Source organism: Pseudomonas botevensis, assembly GCF_019145475.1.
GTDB classification, from domain to species: domain Bacteria; phylum Pseudomonadota; class Gammaproteobacteria; order Pseudomonadales; family Pseudomonadaceae; genus Aquipseudomonas; species Aquipseudomonas botevensis.
Genome location: NZ_JAHTKI010000019.1, coordinates 65,141 through 80,622 on the forward strand (window position 1 = coordinate 65,141; position 15,482 = coordinate 80,622).

At 59.8% G+C, this 15,482-nt stretch carries 13 protein-coding genes; 8 read left to right on the forward strand and 5 right to left on the reverse strand.

Annotation, left to right across the window (positions count from 1 at the left end):
* Nucleotides 1-209: 209 nt before the first annotated feature.
* Complete coding sequence (locus KVQ74_RS21805) at nucleotides 210-1,691, forward strand: efflux transporter outer membrane subunit (RefSeq protein ID WP_217833410.1); 1,482 nt, start codon at nucleotides 210-212, stop codon at nucleotides 1,689-1,691.
* Nucleotides 1,692-1,786: 95 nt separating this feature from the next.
* Here the strand turns inward: KVQ74_RS21805 and KVQ74_RS21810 are convergent, their stop codons facing one another.
* From KVQ74_RS21810 to KVQ74_RS21820, 3 genes are all read right to left on the reverse strand, one after another.
* On the reverse strand, nucleotides 1,787-3,058 hold the full coding sequence (locus KVQ74_RS21810; protein WP_217833414.1) for an OmpP1/FadL family transporter: 1,272 nt from the start codon (nucleotides 3,056-3,058) through the stop codon (nucleotides 1,787-1,789).
* 204 nt (nucleotides 3,059-3,262) lie between these two features.
* Nucleotides 3,263-3,883, reverse strand: a complete 621-nt coding sequence (locus tag KVQ74_RS21815) for a TetR/AcrR family transcriptional regulator (protein WP_217833419.1) — start codon at nucleotides 3,881-3,883, stop codon at nucleotides 3,263-3,265.
* 106 nt (nucleotides 3,884-3,989) lie between these two features.
* Entirely contained in the window at nucleotides 3,990-4,898 is a 909-nt protein-coding gene (locus tag KVQ74_RS21820) for a LysR family transcriptional regulator (RefSeq protein ID WP_217833422.1), read from the reverse strand.
* Nucleotides 4,899-5,054: 156 nt separating this feature from the next.
* Here KVQ74_RS21820 and KVQ74_RS21825 point away from each other — a divergent pair, with 156 nt between their 5' ends.
* A complete protein-coding gene (locus KVQ74_RS21825) occupies nucleotides 5,055-6,044 on the forward strand; it encodes a zinc-dependent alcohol dehydrogenase family protein (protein ID WP_217833425.1) in 990 nt (329 codons plus the stop codon).
* A 103-nt stretch (nucleotides 6,045-6,147) separates the two neighbouring features.
* Here the strand turns inward: KVQ74_RS21825 and KVQ74_RS21830 are convergent, their stop codons facing one another.
* Nucleotides 6,148-6,633, reverse strand: a complete 486-nt coding sequence (locus tag KVQ74_RS21830; RefSeq protein WP_217833428.1) for an Lrp/AsnC family transcriptional regulator — start codon at nucleotides 6,631-6,633, stop codon at nucleotides 6,148-6,150.
* Nucleotides 6,634-6,763: 130 nt separating this feature from the next.
* Between KVQ74_RS21830 and KVQ74_RS21835 the strand changes: the two genes are divergently transcribed.
* The 3 genes from KVQ74_RS21835 (at nucleotide 6,764) to KVQ74_RS21845 (ending at nucleotide 10,431) form a co-directional block, all read left to right on the forward strand.
* The gene (locus KVQ74_RS21835; RefSeq protein ID WP_217833431.1) at nucleotides 6,764-7,795 is read left to right on the forward strand and encodes a histone deacetylase family protein; all 1,032 of its coding nucleotides are present in this window, start codon (nucleotides 6,764-6,766) and stop codon (nucleotides 7,793-7,795) included.
* 125 nt (nucleotides 7,796-7,920) lie between these two features.
* Nucleotides 7,921-9,354, forward strand: a complete 1,434-nt coding sequence (locus KVQ74_RS21840; RefSeq protein ID WP_217833434.1) for an amino acid permease — start codon at nucleotides 7,921-7,923, stop codon at nucleotides 9,352-9,354.
* 12 nt (nucleotides 9,355-9,366) lie between these two features.
* Entirely contained in the window at nucleotides 9,367-10,431 is a 1,065-nt protein-coding gene (locus tag KVQ74_RS21845; RefSeq protein ID WP_217833436.1) for an ornithine cyclodeaminase, read from the forward strand.
* 113 nt (nucleotides 10,432-10,544) lie between these two features.
* Here KVQ74_RS21845 and ycaC read toward each other — a convergent pair whose 3' ends face one another.
* The gene (gene ycaC, locus KVQ74_RS21850; protein ID WP_217833438.1) at nucleotides 10,545-11,177 is read right to left on the reverse strand and encodes an isochorismate family cysteine hydrolase YcaC; all 633 of its coding nucleotides are present in this window, start codon (nucleotides 11,175-11,177) and stop codon (nucleotides 10,545-10,547) included.
* Between the two features lie 221 nt (nucleotides 11,178-11,398).
* Between ycaC and KVQ74_RS21855 the strand changes: the two genes are divergently transcribed.
* The 3 genes from KVQ74_RS21855 to KVQ74_RS21865 all read left to right on the forward strand — a co-directional run bounded on the left by KVQ74_RS21855 (nucleotide 11,399) and on the right by KVQ74_RS21865 (nucleotide 15,405).
* A complete protein-coding gene (locus tag KVQ74_RS21855) occupies nucleotides 11,399-11,905 on the forward strand; it encodes a sigma-70 family RNA polymerase sigma factor (RefSeq protein ID WP_217833440.1) in 507 nt (168 codons plus the stop codon).
* Complete coding sequence (locus tag KVQ74_RS21860) at nucleotides 11,902-12,870, forward strand: FecR family protein (RefSeq protein ID WP_217833441.1); 969 nt, start codon at nucleotides 11,902-11,904, stop codon at nucleotides 12,868-12,870. The genes KVQ74_RS21855 and KVQ74_RS21860 overlap by 4 nt, the downstream gene beginning before the upstream one ends.
* A 99-nt stretch (nucleotides 12,871-12,969) precedes the next feature.
* A complete protein-coding gene (locus tag KVQ74_RS21865; protein ID WP_217833443.1) occupies nucleotides 12,970-15,405 on the forward strand; it encodes a TonB-dependent siderophore receptor in 2,436 nt (811 codons plus the stop codon).
* The last annotated feature ends 77 nt before the right edge of the window (nucleotides 15,406-15,482 follow it).

The window sequence follows — 15,482 nt, forward strand, 5'->3', positions numbered from 1 at the left end:
ACTTGAAAAATAGGACATGCACGACATTCTCAGCATAGTGACCATATCTGTCAATGGTCACGCCATCAAGAATAATTGAGCTGCCCGCATTTACGCAAAAACCACCACAAACATTGGGAAAACTCCGAATGGCGATCAAATCATGGTTATTGACAGCAAGTGACTGAAATATATTATGGTCACAAAAATCGTCATTTGAAGGAATCGCAATGCCCCCTCTCCATCCCCTTGCTCTTTTGGTGAGCGCCAGCTTGATGGCAGGCTGCGCGGTCGGTCCGGACTATCAACGTCCAGACGCTTCTCTTTCGGATCGTTATTTGGGTCAGTCCGCTGTCGAGCAGAGGCCCGCAGGGACACCGGCCACTCTTGTGGCCTGGTGGGAAGGCTTTGGTGATCCAGCGCTGACCGGCTTCGTCTCCAGGGCTCTTGAGCAGAATCTGGATCTGGCACAGGCGTCGGCGCGAGTCACACAGGCGCGGGCAGGACTGGGTGCCGCGAATGCCGCCCTGTTACCCTCGGGGAACATAAGTGGCCAGGCTGCGCGCTCCTATCAGTCAGTCGAGACGCCGCTCGGACAGGTGTTGAACTCGACGCCCGGCCATGATCGGTACGCAAGCACCTACGAGGTGAACCTCGGCGCTGCCTGGGAGATTGATGTATTTGGCGGCCTGCGACGCGGACGCGAAGCCGCACTCGCCGAGTATCAGGCTTCGGAGGCTGGCGCCGTCGCCACACGACTGGCCATCGCTGCGCAGACCGCCGATATCTATATCAGCATCCGAGGATTGCAGGCCCGGCTGGACATCGCGAACCGACAAGTCAAAACGCAGCATGAACTGCTGGAAAAAGTCTCCCTGCTCTACGGCAAAGGCCTGGCTGCCAACTATCAGGTTCACCAGGCAGAGGGCGCACTGGCAGAGGTCCAGGCGACCGTGCCAGTCCTGCAGACCGGCCTGGAGGCTGCCATGAATGCACTGGATGTCATGCTGGGTACACCGCCAGGCACTCATCGCATGCAATTGGCAAATGCAGGAAATATTCCTCTCGCGCCACAAATAAAGTCCACGGGAACACCGGCCGACCTGCTGCGCCGCAGGCCCGATCTCATCGTGGCCGAGCGTCGTCTTGCCGCCTCCAATGCGCGCATCGCAGAGGCGGTTGCGGAGTACTACCCGAAATTCTCCCTGAGTGCATTACTGGGAAGCGCCACGGCCGTATCCGGCGGCAACCTTTTCACCGGCGGCGCCAATCAGTCGGCGGGCGTACTGGGATTGCGCTGGAGACTTTTCGACTTTGGCCGCATCAACGCTCAGATCGATCAAGCCAAGGGACAGAAAGCCGAGGCCCTGGCCGCTTACCGTCAGTCCGTTTTGCGCGCCACCGAGGATGTCGAGAATGCCTTCTCCGCGCTGGTGAATCGAGAAGCCCAGGCGATCACCCTGACGGGAGGCGAGGACGCTCTGACACTGGCCCGTCAATCGTCATTCATTGCCTACGAGAAAGGTACGGCAAGTCTGATCGATGTCCTGCATGCCGACGAAACGATGTTGCAGGCTTCCGATGCCCGGGCGCAGGCACAAACGGACTCGGCACGGGCGGCAGTCGCGGCATTCAAGGCACTCGGGGGTGGCTGGCAACCTCCGCAAGCTCAGTCTCTGGCGACTCGAAGCCACCAGAGAACAGCAATATGAAGGCGCGCGAAGCACTGGCGGAATGAGTATTGAAAGGCCGGGGCGCAACATGCGCTCCCGGCCGAATCGTTGTCGTGGAATGATGCCTTATCTATTTAGAAGCGATAGCTGACAGAAGTGCCGAGCCCGCTCGCACTGTTCTGGTACCTGGCACTGTATGCACCTCGGGTTGTGGAGCTATCGTTGACCTGCACGCTCTCTTCCCGCAGGTAGGAATAAGCAACATCGATCGTGACATTCTCTACCGGAGTCCAGCCGGCACCGAAGCTGATAACCGTTCGGTCACCCGTCGGGATACGCGGTCCACGATTGGTGTTGTTGGCGGGCGACTGGTCGACGGAAAAGCCTGCACGAAGTACCCACTGATCGCTCAATTTATAAGACGTACCGATAGCGTGAGCCCACGTATCATGCCAGTTCTGCTCTTCGCTGATGGTGCCCAGCGAGCCGCTCAACAACGGCGGCAGCCCCGTGTTCTCGATGGTTAACTCCTTGAAGCGACTCCAGCGTGTCCAGGTACTCCCCACATACAGGGTCCAGTCATCATTGAGCTGATGTGTGACCGAGAAATCCACGGATTCCGGCGAATCGACATCCAGCGAGGCGTCATAACTCCGGCCGCTAACTCCCAACACGCTAAAGATGCCGTCAGTGACCTTGGTCTTGGCATCCAGGTGATAACTGACCTTGGAATGGTAGGTCAGTCCAAGGCGAGTCCGGTCTGTAGCCTGCATCAAAATGCCGGCGTTGAAACCAAGGGCCGTGTCGTCGCCAGTGCTTTTGAGTTTTCCGTCATTGCGACCAGGACTGAGCGGATTGGGCACCATTCCGGACAACTCGCCGCTGATACGGTTGATGGTGGGGCCGAACCCGATCGAAACCTTGTCATTAAAGGCATAGCTGATAGTGGGCTGGAACGTAAGCGCCGTGACCTCGCTTTTATTAGCGTAGTAACGCCCGGCAAAGCCGCTGCCGTAATCGGTGATCAGGCCAAAAGGTGCATAAAATCCAACGCCGAACGCCCAGTGCTCATCAATCGGTTTGACGTAGTAGCCCATAGGTATCGTGGTCGTGGGCACCATGTCGCCGTCTTCCCGCCCTCCGAATGTGCTGCGGGTCTGGCTTATATCGGACTTCGCGAAAAGAGTCGCCGCGCCTACGCTGACTTGTTCCGTTTTCAAACGAGACATGCCCGCCGGATTACCGAAGACGGTGCTCGCATCTTCAGCCGAGGAGGAACGGCCGGCATATCCAGATCCCATCCCGCTGATGCTCTGTTCATTGAGGGCAAAACCGCTCGCAAACACGTTAGAAGATGCGAGTACGACCGCGAGGCCAAGTGGACTCTTGAGCAATATTTTTTTCATTATTGGAACTCTATGGTTATCACCGGGATGAAACAGCAGAAACATCGAACGGCTATAGTTAGCCATGTGACCATATCAGTCAATGGTCACAATGCAGATAAATAAATGCCCTTCGACGACTGGAGGAAGGGCAAAAAGCAAAGCCGTTTGGGTGATGTGCTGCTCAGACCTGTAACGGTTCGACCGCTGGCCGACGATCAAAGATCAAGGCATGAGGCTACGCAGGATGAGATTGGAGGTGAGCGCGGGCGCCTCTTCAACGCAATCAAGATTGTGCTGCAGCAGTAGAGGATTGACGAATGGCCGCAGAGCAAGATGTATCGCATCGACCGTCTCGTCCAAGGGAGTCTTGCGTTCAAACTCACCTATCTCTCGCCCTTCACGCACGATTTGTAAAATGAACTGCTTGATCCTGGTGTCATAGACTTGCGAACTGGGCCAGCGTTCTGACGCAGAAAACGCCGCGATGTCATAGAGCTTTCGATCATTGAAGAACAGGCTCGCACCCGTGGCGATCAGTGTTTTGACCAAGCGTCGAAAGCGCTCGGTCGGCGAAAGAGTCTCTACATTGATAGCCTGCTCAACGGCTGCAACGATTTCTGCCAGACAATTTGCACAGATGGCGTTGCCGATCGCCTGCTTGGAATCAAAAAACTTATAGATATAGGCTTTGGAGAAGCCAATGGCTTTGGCCAGGTCGGAGACCGTGGTTTTACCGTAGCCGTACTGACTGAAATGTTCGTTGGCCGCCGCGACGATTTGGTTTCGAATGTCGTGATCGGCTGGGCCACGGGCGCTGGGCGAAGATATCGATGGCTGATTCATGGGAGCAGCTTACGCACCCTACAGCGGACTGACAACGTGTGACCGACAAGATACATAGTCACAAACCCAGCGTTCCGGACGCTTCGCCAGAGTGGCTGAAAAACCGTCAAGAGGTACGCGCAGAAGACGCCCCCCACCCAAATGCCGCCTTCGCAAAATCAATGAAGCTGCGCAGCTTTGGCGTCAGGCGGCGGTCGGGGGCGTACAAAAGGCTCATCGGTGAAACCGGCACCGTGTAATCCGGCAGCAGGCTCACCAGTGTCCCGCTTCTCAGTGAGTCCCTGACCAGTTCCAGCGGCAGCATCACCACGCCCAACCCGGCGACAGCGCCGGACAACAACGGGTCGCCCTGATTGATCGTCAAACGGCTTTGAATCGGTACGTCGATGAGCCCCTCCGGACCGTCGAAGCGCAGGTGGGAGCGCCCGTCCGAATAGGCAAACGCCAGGCACTCATGCTCCTGAAGATCCCAGGGTGTGGTGATCGGTGGGCGGCGCGCCAGATACGACGGCGCGGCGCACAGCACCATGTGATACGGCATCAGTGGCAGCGCCTTCAAGCCGCTGTCGGCGAGTTCGCCAATGCGAAACACCACGTCGTAACCGCCGTCGACCAGATCCACCAGTTCGTTGGACAGCGTCAGGTCCACCGACACCTGCGGATACCTGACCATGTATTCCAACAGCCTGGGCGACAGCGTACTGACACCGAAAGTGACCGGCGCATTGATCCGCAGCCGGCCGCTGGGCACACCTCGGGTCACGGCGGCCATTTCTTCGGCGGCGTCCATGTCGGCCAGAATCAGCTTCGCGCGCTGATAGAACGTGCGGCCGAAGTCAGTGAGGTGTTGCTTGCGGGTGGTGCGGTTGAGCAGCGACACACCCAAATGCTGTTCAAGCATTTTCACCTGTTTGCCCACCAGTTGCGGCGACAGGTTGAGCTCATCCGCCACCGCGCTGAAGGAGCCCAGCTCCACGGCTTTGACGAAGGTGGCCATCAGCGTAAGGCGATCCATTGGAAACTCGTTGTTTCTAGTCTTGCGCTATCGTAGGCATTTATCCGGCGCAAGCCAAAGCCTAAATTGGCGTCCATGGCACCGGCATCCGGTGCCCGATCTCAACCACATTCCGGCCGGCAGACACCGGCCTCATTGTTCATTGCAGAGGCAACCATGGCACGCATTGTCAGGATTCACGAGTACGGCGACGCAAGCGTTTTGAAACTGGAAGCGGTCGATGTCCCGGCGCCCGGCGCCGACGAGGTGCAAATCGAGGTCAAGGCCTTCGGCTTGAACCGCGCGGAAGTGATGTTCCGCAACCACGCCTATCTTCAGGAAGCGCAGTTTCCCAGTCGTCTTGGCTACGAAGCGGCCGGTGTGGTGGTTGCCGTCGGCGCCAGCGTCAGCGAGTTCAAGGCTGGCGACGCGGTCAGCGTGATTCCGCCGCTGGACATTGCACGCTGGGGCACTTACGGCGAACTGGCGAACGTTCCCGCCCACCTCACGGTCAAGCACCCGCACACGCTCTCTTTCGAGCAAGCGGCGGCGTCGTGGATGCAGTACGTGACCGCGTGGGGCGCGCTGGTCGAACAGGCCAGACTTCATCGGGATGATTTTGTGCTGGTCACCGCCGCCTCCAGCAGCGTCGGCCTCGCGGCCTTCCAGATTGCCCGGATGGTCGGTGCCACTCCGATTGCCGTGACCCGCACCCGCGCAAAAAAACAGGCTCTGCTGGACGCCGGCGCAGCGCACGTCATCGTCAGCGACGAAGAAGACATGGTCGCCAGGGTCATGGCCCTGACCGAAGGCAAAGGCGCGCGGGTGGTTTTCGATCCGGTGGGCGGGCCTTCGTTCGAGCCGCTGACCCAAAGCATGGCCCGGGGCGGCATCCTGCTGGAGTACGGCGCGCTGAGCCCGGAGCCGACGCCGTTCCCGCTGTTCACCGTGCTGGGCAAGAGCCTGACCCTCAAGGGTTACCTGTACTCGGAAATCGTCTCGGACCCGGCCACCCTGGCCCGGGCCAAGACGTTCATTTTCGACGGTCTGGCGTCGGGCGCCCTGCAACCGATCATTGCCAGGACATTCACCCTCGATGAAATTCAGGACGCGCACCGCTTTCTTGAGGCCAATCAGCAGGTCGGGAAAGTCGTGGTAACGGTCTGAGGTCAAAAACCGGCCCCGCCCGGACAGCCGACCAGCGGCCTGTCCGGCAGAGGCGTCCGCTGAAGATGCCCTGCCGGACCGCACCTCGCCATCGATACCGTGGCTAATCCAGCACCGGTATCCGGCTCACGGATTTGACCTCGCGCAGGGCCAGGCTCGACTGGATCGAGGCAATGCCCGGCTGCCTGCGCAATACGTCCTCGACGAAACGCCCGTAACTTTCCAGATCCGTTGCCAGAACCGTGAGCACGTAGTCCGCTTCACCGGTGACCTTGTGACAGGACAGAACCTGCGGGAGTTTGAGAATCACTTTCTCGAACTCATCGGGGGCATTTTCCGAATGGTTGCCGAACCTCACCTGCGCGAACGCCATGACATCGAAGCCGAGCTTTCGGCGATCCAGGTTGGCCTGGTAATCCTTGATGATGCCAAGGTCTTCCAGACGCTTGCGACGCCGCCAACTGGGCGTCACGGTAATCGACAGCTGTTCTCCCAATGCAGCGCTTGAGAGCGTTCCGTCCTCTTGCAGCAGGCGCAGCAGCTTTCTGTCGGTCGCATCCAACTCATCCAAAGCAATACTTTTGCTCATACACCCCAGACCTCGCCAATCTCTTTGCTCAAATTGCCTTCGCGCGAGCAAATATCGCAAAGCATTTTCAGCGATGCAACGCGAAAATTGTTCTACACGAAATGACTCAAACAGCCCCGAGGACACTCGCGTGTTAACAGTTTTCAGCCCCAAGCATCGCTTGCACCACGGTTCAGAGCTCAAGGACGGGGCGGTAAAGCCCTCTTTCGAAAACCCTCAGCGCGCCGAAACAGTATTGGCCCGTGTGCAGTCAACGGTTCTGGGTGAGGTCATCCCCGAACGCGAATACGATCGCTCCTGCTACGTGGCCGCGCACAGCGAACGCTACGTGGCGTTTCTGGAGAATGCCTGGGCCGAATGGGCAGCCACCGGCAAACAGCATGACGCGCTGCCGCTGGTGTGGCCGGTACGCGATCTGGCGATCGATCGAGAGCCCGGTTTCATCGACGGCAAACTGGGGTTCTATGCAATGGACGCCGGTGCGCCCATCACCGCCGGAACCTGGGAGGCCGTGCGCGGCAGCGCCAACGTGGCATTGACCGCCATGGACCACATCATCGACGGCGCCCACAGCGCTTTCGCCCTGTGCCGACCGCCCGGGCACCACGCCGCGCGCGAGTACATGGGCGGGTATTGCTACCTGAACAATGCCGCGATTGCCGCCGAACGCTGCCGCAGCAGGGGCGCAAAACGGGTCGCGATCCTCGACGTGGATTTCCACCACGGCAATGGCACCCAGAACATCTTTTATGAGCGCCCGGACGTCTTCTTCGCCTCCCTCCATGGCGATCCGCATGTGTCCTACCCGTACTTCTCCGGTTACGCACACGAAGAGGGAGCAGGCGCCGGCCAGGGCTTCACGGCCAACTACCCATTGGCCAAGGGCTGCACCTGGGACACCTATCGCCAGGCACTGTCTGAGGCGCTGGACCGGATCGTCGCGTTTGAACCGCAGTTCCTCGTCGTCTCGCTGGGCGTCGATACGTTCGAGCATGACCCCATCAGCCACTTCCTCCTGACCAGCGAAGACTTCGTCCGTATGGGGGCACAAATTGCCGGGGCTCAGCTGCCAACGCTGTTCGTCATGGAAGGCGGCTACATGGTGGATGAGATCGGCATCAACGCCGTGAACACCCTTCGCGGGTTCGAAAGCGGCCTTTAGAAAAAAACCGTGCGCAGGCTCACCTGACCACGGGTGCCTGCAGGCGCCTGCGACTCGCCGTGTGTCGTCGGCGCTTTCCTTCCAACCGTTCGAAGCCTTGCTCAAACAAAAATAAGAGGTCGATCATGGAAAAACACTCCCACAGTGCCGATGCACATCAGGACATCGACGCCCCGAATAACGGGCATCTTCAGCGCACGCTGGAGAATCGCCATATCCAGTTGATCGCCATTGGCGGTGCGATCGGCACCGGGCTGTTCATGGGCTCCGGGAAAGTCATCGCCCTGGCCGGCACTTCAATCGTGCTGGTCTACGCGATCCTCGGATTCTTCCTGTTCTTCGTCATGCGGGCCATGGGCGAGCTGCTGCTGTCCAACCTTCAGTTCAAGTCTTTCGCCGACATCGTCGCGACTTACCTGGGGCCGCGCGCCGGGTTCGTACTCAGTTGGTCGTACTGGCTGAGCTGGAGCGTCGCAGTGGTCGGCGATGTGGTCGTGGTGGCGGGGTTCTTCCAGTACTGGTTCCCGGACGTACCGGCCTGGATGCCCGCCATCTTCAGCATGTTCCTGCTGCTGGGGCTGAACATGCTCGCGGTGCGGATTTTCGGTGAGGTCGAGTTCTGGTTCGCGATCATCAAGATCGTGGCGATTGTGCTGCTGATCGTGACCGCGCTGATCATGATCGCGACGTCCTTCACCTCGCCGAACGGCACGGTGGCTTCGTTCTCGCACATGATCGAGGCGGGATCGATCTTCCCCCACGGCCTCAGCGGCTTCTTCGCCGGCTTCCAGATCGCGGTTTTTTCCTTCGCCGGCACCGAACTGATCGGCACCACCGCCGCCGAGGCCAAGAACCCGCACCGCACCCTTCCGAAAGCCATCAACACCATTCCGGCGCGCATTCTGCTGTTCTACATCCTCGCGCTGGTCTGCATCATCAGCGTGGTGTCGTGGGCGGACGTGCCGGCCAACCGCAGCCCCTTCGTCGAGCTGTTCCTGCTCGCGGGTTTTCCGGCCGCTGCCGGCATGATCAACTTCGTCGTCCTCACCTCCGCCGCGTCGTCCGCCAACAGCGGCGTGTACTCCGGGTGCCGGATGCTGTTCGGCCTGGCCGAGCGAAATCTGGCGCCGGCGATCTTCGGCAAGTTGTCATCGCTGAGCGTGCCGGTCTACAGCCTGTTGTTCTCGGGTCTGTGCATGCTGGCGGGCGTGACCCTGCTGTTCGTGATGCCCGAAGTGATGACGGTCTTCACGCTGATATCGACCATCTCGGCCATCCTGGTCATCTTCACCTGGTCGATGATTCTGGCGTCCTACATCGCCTACCGGAAAAAAGCCCCTGCCGCGCACCAGAAGTCCGCTTTCAAATCGCCTGGCGGTGTGCCGATGGCGGCCATCACCCTGGTCTTTCTGCTGTTCGTGCTGTGCCTGCTCGCACTCAGGGAGGACACCCGGCTGGCGCTCTACTTCATGCCGCTGTGGTTCATTTTCCTGCTGTTCGCCTATGGCCGCAGCAAGGCGTCGCCGTCCGTTGCCGCCCACATTCCTTCCGGAAACTAATGGAGATTACCCATGACCCGTTTTGTAGACGTCCCGACCATGTCCCGACTGGTGGGGGACATCGGTATCGCGCGATTCATCGGCGATCTTGCCGACGCGATCCGCGATGACTTCAAGCGTTGGCCCGATTTCGACAAGTCGGCACGGGTGGCAAACCACTCCGACATCGGCGTCATCGAGCTGATGCCGGTCTCCAACGCCAAACGCTATGCCTTCAAATACGTCAACGGCCACCCGAGCAACACCCTTCGCGGGCTGTACACGGTGATGGCGTTCGGCGTTCTGGCTGACGTCGAGAGCGGCTATCCCCTGCTGCTCTCCGAGCTGACCGTCGCCACGGCATTGCGAACCTGCGCCACTTCGCTGATGGCGGCGCGTGCGCTGGCCCGGCCGAACGCTCGGCGCATGGCGCTCATCGGCAATGGCGCGCAAAGCGAATTCCAGGCACTGGCGTTTCACTTCCATCTGGGCATCGAAGAAATTGTGGTCTACGACGTGGACCCGCATGCCACGGAAAAGCTCATGCGCAATCTGACCGACTGTCCATCGCTGAAAGTAATCCGCGCATCGTCCACCGCCGAAGCCGTGCGAGGCGCCGATATCGTCACCACCGTCACGGCAGACAAGGCTTACGCGACCATCATCACGCCCGACATGCTTGAACCCGGCATGCACATCAACGGTGTCGGCGGCGACTGCCCGGGCAAAACCGAACTGCACGCCGATGTGCTGAAGGCCGGCACGGTGTTCGTTGAATACGAGCCGCAGACCCGGATCGAAGGCGATATCCAGCAGATGCCGTCGGACTTCCCGGTGGTCGATCTGTGGCGGGTACTGGCGGGCCAGGTCGAGGGCCGCGTGAGCGACGAACAGGTGACCATTTTTGATTCGGTGGGCTTTGCGCTGGAGGACTATTCGGTCTTGCGCTACATCAACGAACAGGCCGAAGCGCGCAATCTGGGCATCGGCATCGAGCTGGTGCCATGGGGTGAAAGCAGCGATGACAACGACCCCAAAGACCTCTTCCGCTACACCCGCTCCGGCAAAGCCCGCAGACCGGTACGGCGCATCGCCTGAAGGCAGGCTGACTTGACCTGGCAACAACTTTGCCCGCCTGATGGCGGGCTTTTTTTCGCCACACAACACAAACGCCTGCTTTTCAGGGCAGGCCTTCGTGCATCCGCATCGGCTTATTTCTGTTGCGCGGTCAGCGCCGAGTAGCTGTTCATCAGGTTGCGGTAGTTCGGGATGCGCTGCGACAGCAGGTTGCCCAGGCCTTCGATGTCGTTGCGCCAGTCGCGGTGCAGCTCACAGGCCACCGAGAACCAGTTCATCATTTGTGCGCCGGCCTGGGTCATGCGGTTCCATGCGGCTTGCTGGACGGTGGTGTTGAAGGTGCCAGAGGCATCGGTCACCACGAACACGTCGAATCCTTCTGCCAGTGCCGACAGTGTCGGGAACGCGACGCAGACATCAGTCACCACACCGGCAATGATGATCTGCTTGCGACCGGTGGCCTTGATCGCCTTGACGAAGTCTTCGTTGTCCCAGGCGTTGATCTGGCCTGGACGGGCAATGTACGGCGCGTCGGGGAACATCTCTTTCAGTTCCGGGACCAGCGGGCCGTTCGGGCCTTGTTCGAAACTGGTGGTGAGGATGGTCGGCAACTCGAAGAACTTCGCCAGATCGGCCAGGGCCAGGACGTTGTTCTTGAACTCGTTCGGGGAGAAGTCCTGAACCAGGGAAATCAGACCGGTCTGGTGGTCGACCAGCAGAACTACGGCGTCGTCTTTGTTCAGGCGGTTGTAAGTTGGAGTGCTCATGTTTGAATCCCTTTTCAGTCGTTGGAGTTGTTGTTGCGTTCAAGATGGGCACAGATTACTGACACGTCTGAGCGGGATAAATCGGCTGAAAAGCGTTTCACCGTCAACTAAAAAAGGACAATCAAGAATCCGCATCCAAGGCTTTCAGAGAGCGTTGCACTGGCTCTCACCGCGCAGGTAGTATTGAGAGAGATTCTCACTAACATCTGGAAAGCCCACCAGTGCAATATCCTCCGTCCAGCAAGCTGGGATTCTTCTTCAGCGATCATCACCGATGGCTGCTGCAGCACATCAATCGGGAGCTGCGCAATCACGCGGACGCCGAGGACACTGCCGCCGATACGTTTTGCCAATTGCTGGTCGCTCGCGTCGATCCGGACAGCATCGACCAACCCCGGGCTTACCTGTCGACCATTGCCCGCCGACTGATGTTTGACCGTTTTCGCCGACGCAAGCTGGAACTGGCCTACCTCGAACGTTTGTCCGTTCTGCCCGAGGCCCTGGCCCCCTCCCCCGAAGAACAGCTGCAACTGATCGAAGCACTGGTGGCCATCGACCGGGCGCTCGACGGCTTGCCGATGATCGTCAAGGCCACCTTCCTCTACAGCCAGCTGGATGGTCTGAGCTACGTAGCCATCGCGCAGAAGCTGGAGCTTTCGGAACGCACCGTCAGTCGTTACATGAAACAGGCTTTGCGCCAGTGCCTGCTGTGCGAGGTGGCGCCATGAGCAAGCCGCGCCTGGATCCCGTCAGCGAGCAAGCCATCGACTGGATGGTAAAGCTTCGCGCCGGCACGCCTGATCCCGCGCTGCAGGAGCGCTTCAACGCATGGTTGGCGATGGATCGTGCGCACAGCCAGGCCTGGGCGACCCTGCAGGATCGTCTCGGTGGCTCGTTCAACACGGTGCGCGCGCTGGATCGACGCTTGCCCGGCCAGGCCAGCGAGGCCCGGCAGGTGTTATTGCAACCGCAGGCTTCGCGCCGCGATGCCCTGCGCGTGATTGCCGGCCTCGGTCTGTTCGGCACCAGCCTGTGGCTCGGCGCAAAAAGTCAATTGGGTGAAGCGCTGCTGGCGGACCTGCACACCGGGCGAGGTCAACGCCAGAGCTTCAATCTGGTCGACGGCAGCCGCCTGAGCCTGAACGCTGAAAGCGCGGTGGACCTGCTCTTCAACGATACGCAACGGGTGATCATCCTGCGGCGCGGCGAACTGGTGATCGACGTGGCGCCCGATTCCCGCCGACCACTGGTGGTGCGCACGGCTGAAGGCGAAATGCGCGCCCTGGGAACCCGTTTCCTCGTCACCCAAGTGCAGGACGCCAGCCGCCTGGTGGTGTTGCAGCACTCGGTCGAGGCACGCTTGTTCGACGGTACGACGCAAATCATCCAGGAAGGTCAGGCGGCGGTGCTGTCCTCGCGCAGAATCACCCTCGCCAGCGGCGATGAACGTCGGCGCGCCGCCTGGCTGAACGGGCAGTTGAATGTGCTGGACGAGTCCCTTGAGCAAGTGGTCGACGCGCTTCGTCCTTACAGCCGTGGATTGGTGCGCGTGGCTCCCGAGGTTCGAGGCTTGCGCGTCCAGGGCGTATTCCCGCTTGACGATCCTCAGCGCACCCTGAGCGCCCTGGCCGAAACGTTGCCGATACGCGTGGATCGCTACAGCCCGTGGCTGACGCTGATTGGCAAAAAATAACCCGGCGAAAGTTTTTTTGATAATCGATCTCGTTTGTGTCCGGTTTTCATTTCTCGTCGCACCTATCTCCTGACACTTTCACAAAAACAGGAGAATGTTGTGTTCAACACGTGGCCCCGTACCCTTCCCGCCGCCGTTGCCCTGGCGACCCTGGCAAGCGCCGCGCTGGCGCAAGACTTGAGCTTCAACCTGCCGGCCGGCCCGCTCGCCGGCACCCTTAATGCGATCGCCGGTCAGAGCGGGCAGATCATTTCGCTGGAGCCCTCGCTGGTGCAAGGCAAGCAGGCCCCTGCCGTGATTGGCCAGATGCCGGCCGAACAAGCCATGCAAAAGGCTCTGTCAGGCAGCGGTTTGCAGCTGCGCGTCACCGGGCAAGGCAACTTCAGCGTAGAGCCGGTCACCGACAGCAGCGCGGCCCTGCAACTGGGCGCCACCAACATTGTTGAACGCAGCCTCGGCGCCACCACCGAAGGTTCAGGCTCCTACGCCGCGCGAGCAGTAACCATCGGCAAAGGCACTCACACACTCAAGGAAATCCCGCAGTCGGTCACCGTAATGACGCGCAAGCAAATGGATGACCAGGACCTCACCGACCTCAAGGACGCCGCGAACAAGACCACCGGGCTGGTCGGCGTTCAGGGCGTCGGCAAAGGCATGATCCTGACCTCGCGTGGTTTTCAAATCGATGACTGGCAGTACGACGGCGTCCCCATCCCACGCAACACCTATGCGCTGGGCAACTGGGCGACGCAGGATCTGATCTTCTTCGATCGCATGGAAATCCTGCGCGGCGCATCCGGCCTGCTGCAGGGCACCGGCAGCCCTGGTGGCGCGATCAATCTGGTGCGCAAGCGCGGCCAGAACGCCCCGACCGTAACCGTGACCGGCAAGGCCGGCTCCTGGGATCATTACGGCCTGCAACTGGATGCCGGCGGACCACTGAACACGAGCGCAACCGTGCGCGGTCGCTTCGTTGCCGACGAAGACCAGAGCCACTCGTTCATCGATTACGAGTGGAGCAAAACGCACTCGCTCTACGGCGCACTCGACTTCGATCTGCGCGACGACACAACGCTTGGCTTAGCCGTCAGCCAGTCCAATGCCGAGTCCCGGCCGATGATTCGCGGCTTGCCACGCTATGCCGATGGCCGCTCCCTGGATGTCCCGCGCTCGACCTATACCGGCGCGCGCTGGAACCATGCGGACATCGACGTCACCACCGTTTATACCGATCTGGAACACCGCTTCAACGACGATTGGGCGGCCAAGGTCGGCGCCGTGCGCATGACTGAAACCAACAAGGCAAAAAACCAGCGCCTGCAAAGCATCGGCGACGCAATCGAAGCCGATGGCAGTGGTGTGCAATATGCCGACTTTGTGACGGATTTCGATTCGACCAAGCTCGGTCTGGACATGAACCTCACCGGCCACTTCGAAGCGCTGTCCATGGAGCAGGAAGTCATGCTGGGCGGCAACTATTCCAGATACACCTCTGACGACCGCTTCGCCCGCACCTTCAACGACAGCAGCGACACGATCTTCGGGATCGACCACGACCGTCCCGAAATCAGTTATGAAGGCTTGCTCAATACGCCGGGCGGCCGCGCCACACCGAGTAAATACGAGATTCGCCAAAAAGGCCTTTACGGCAGTTGGCGGGTCAAGCCGATCGAGCCGCTGACCCTGGTACTCGGCTCACGGGTCAGTTGGTATGACTACAGCTACAAATCGGCCACCCAGCAGGCCTTCAGCAATGTCGCCATCGCCGAGCCTGAAAGCACCGCTGACGAAAACGGCGAAGTCACGCCATACGCCGGCATCATCTATGACTTGAGCCGCGAATGGGCGGTTTATGCCAGCTACACCGATGTGTTTGAACCGCAAACCGTGCGCGGTATCAACGGCTCCGTGCTCAAACCGGTGATCGGCAGCAACTACGAAGTCGGCCTCAAGGGCGAGTTGCTGGACGGCCGGGTCAACACCTCCCTGGCGGTGTTCCGTTATGACCAGAAGAACCGTGCCCTCAACGACTTGGCGTCAGGGTTCGCCTGCGATGGCTGGTACTGCTCGATTGCGGCCGGCAAGGTTCGCAGCCAGGGGATTGAAGCGGAGGTCAGTGGCGAAGTCCTGACAGGACTGCAATTGTTCGCCGGCTACACCTACAACACCACCAAATATCTCAAAGATCCGGAAAACGAAGGCAAAGTCTTCAGCACCTGGACGCCCAAGCACATGCTGCGGGTCTGGGGCGACTATCAGTTCAGCGGTGACTGGAACCGCGTCAGCACCGGCCTGGGCTTCACGACCCAAACTCATACCCTCGGCTACGAACATACCTTCGAAGTGCCGGGTTATACCGTATGGAGCGCCCGCCTCGGTTATCAACTGACGAAAGAGATAGGGCTGGCACTCAACGCCAACAACCTGTTCGACAAGCACTATTACACGGCCGGATACAACCAGCTCAATGGCAACAACAACTACGGCGATCCGCGCAATGTGATGTTCACCGTGAAATACACCCCGACGTTCTGAGTACCGTTGGAACGACAAAAGCCTGCTTTTCAAAGCAGGCTTTTGTATTTCAGCGGATGACTTCTATCACGCGCCGA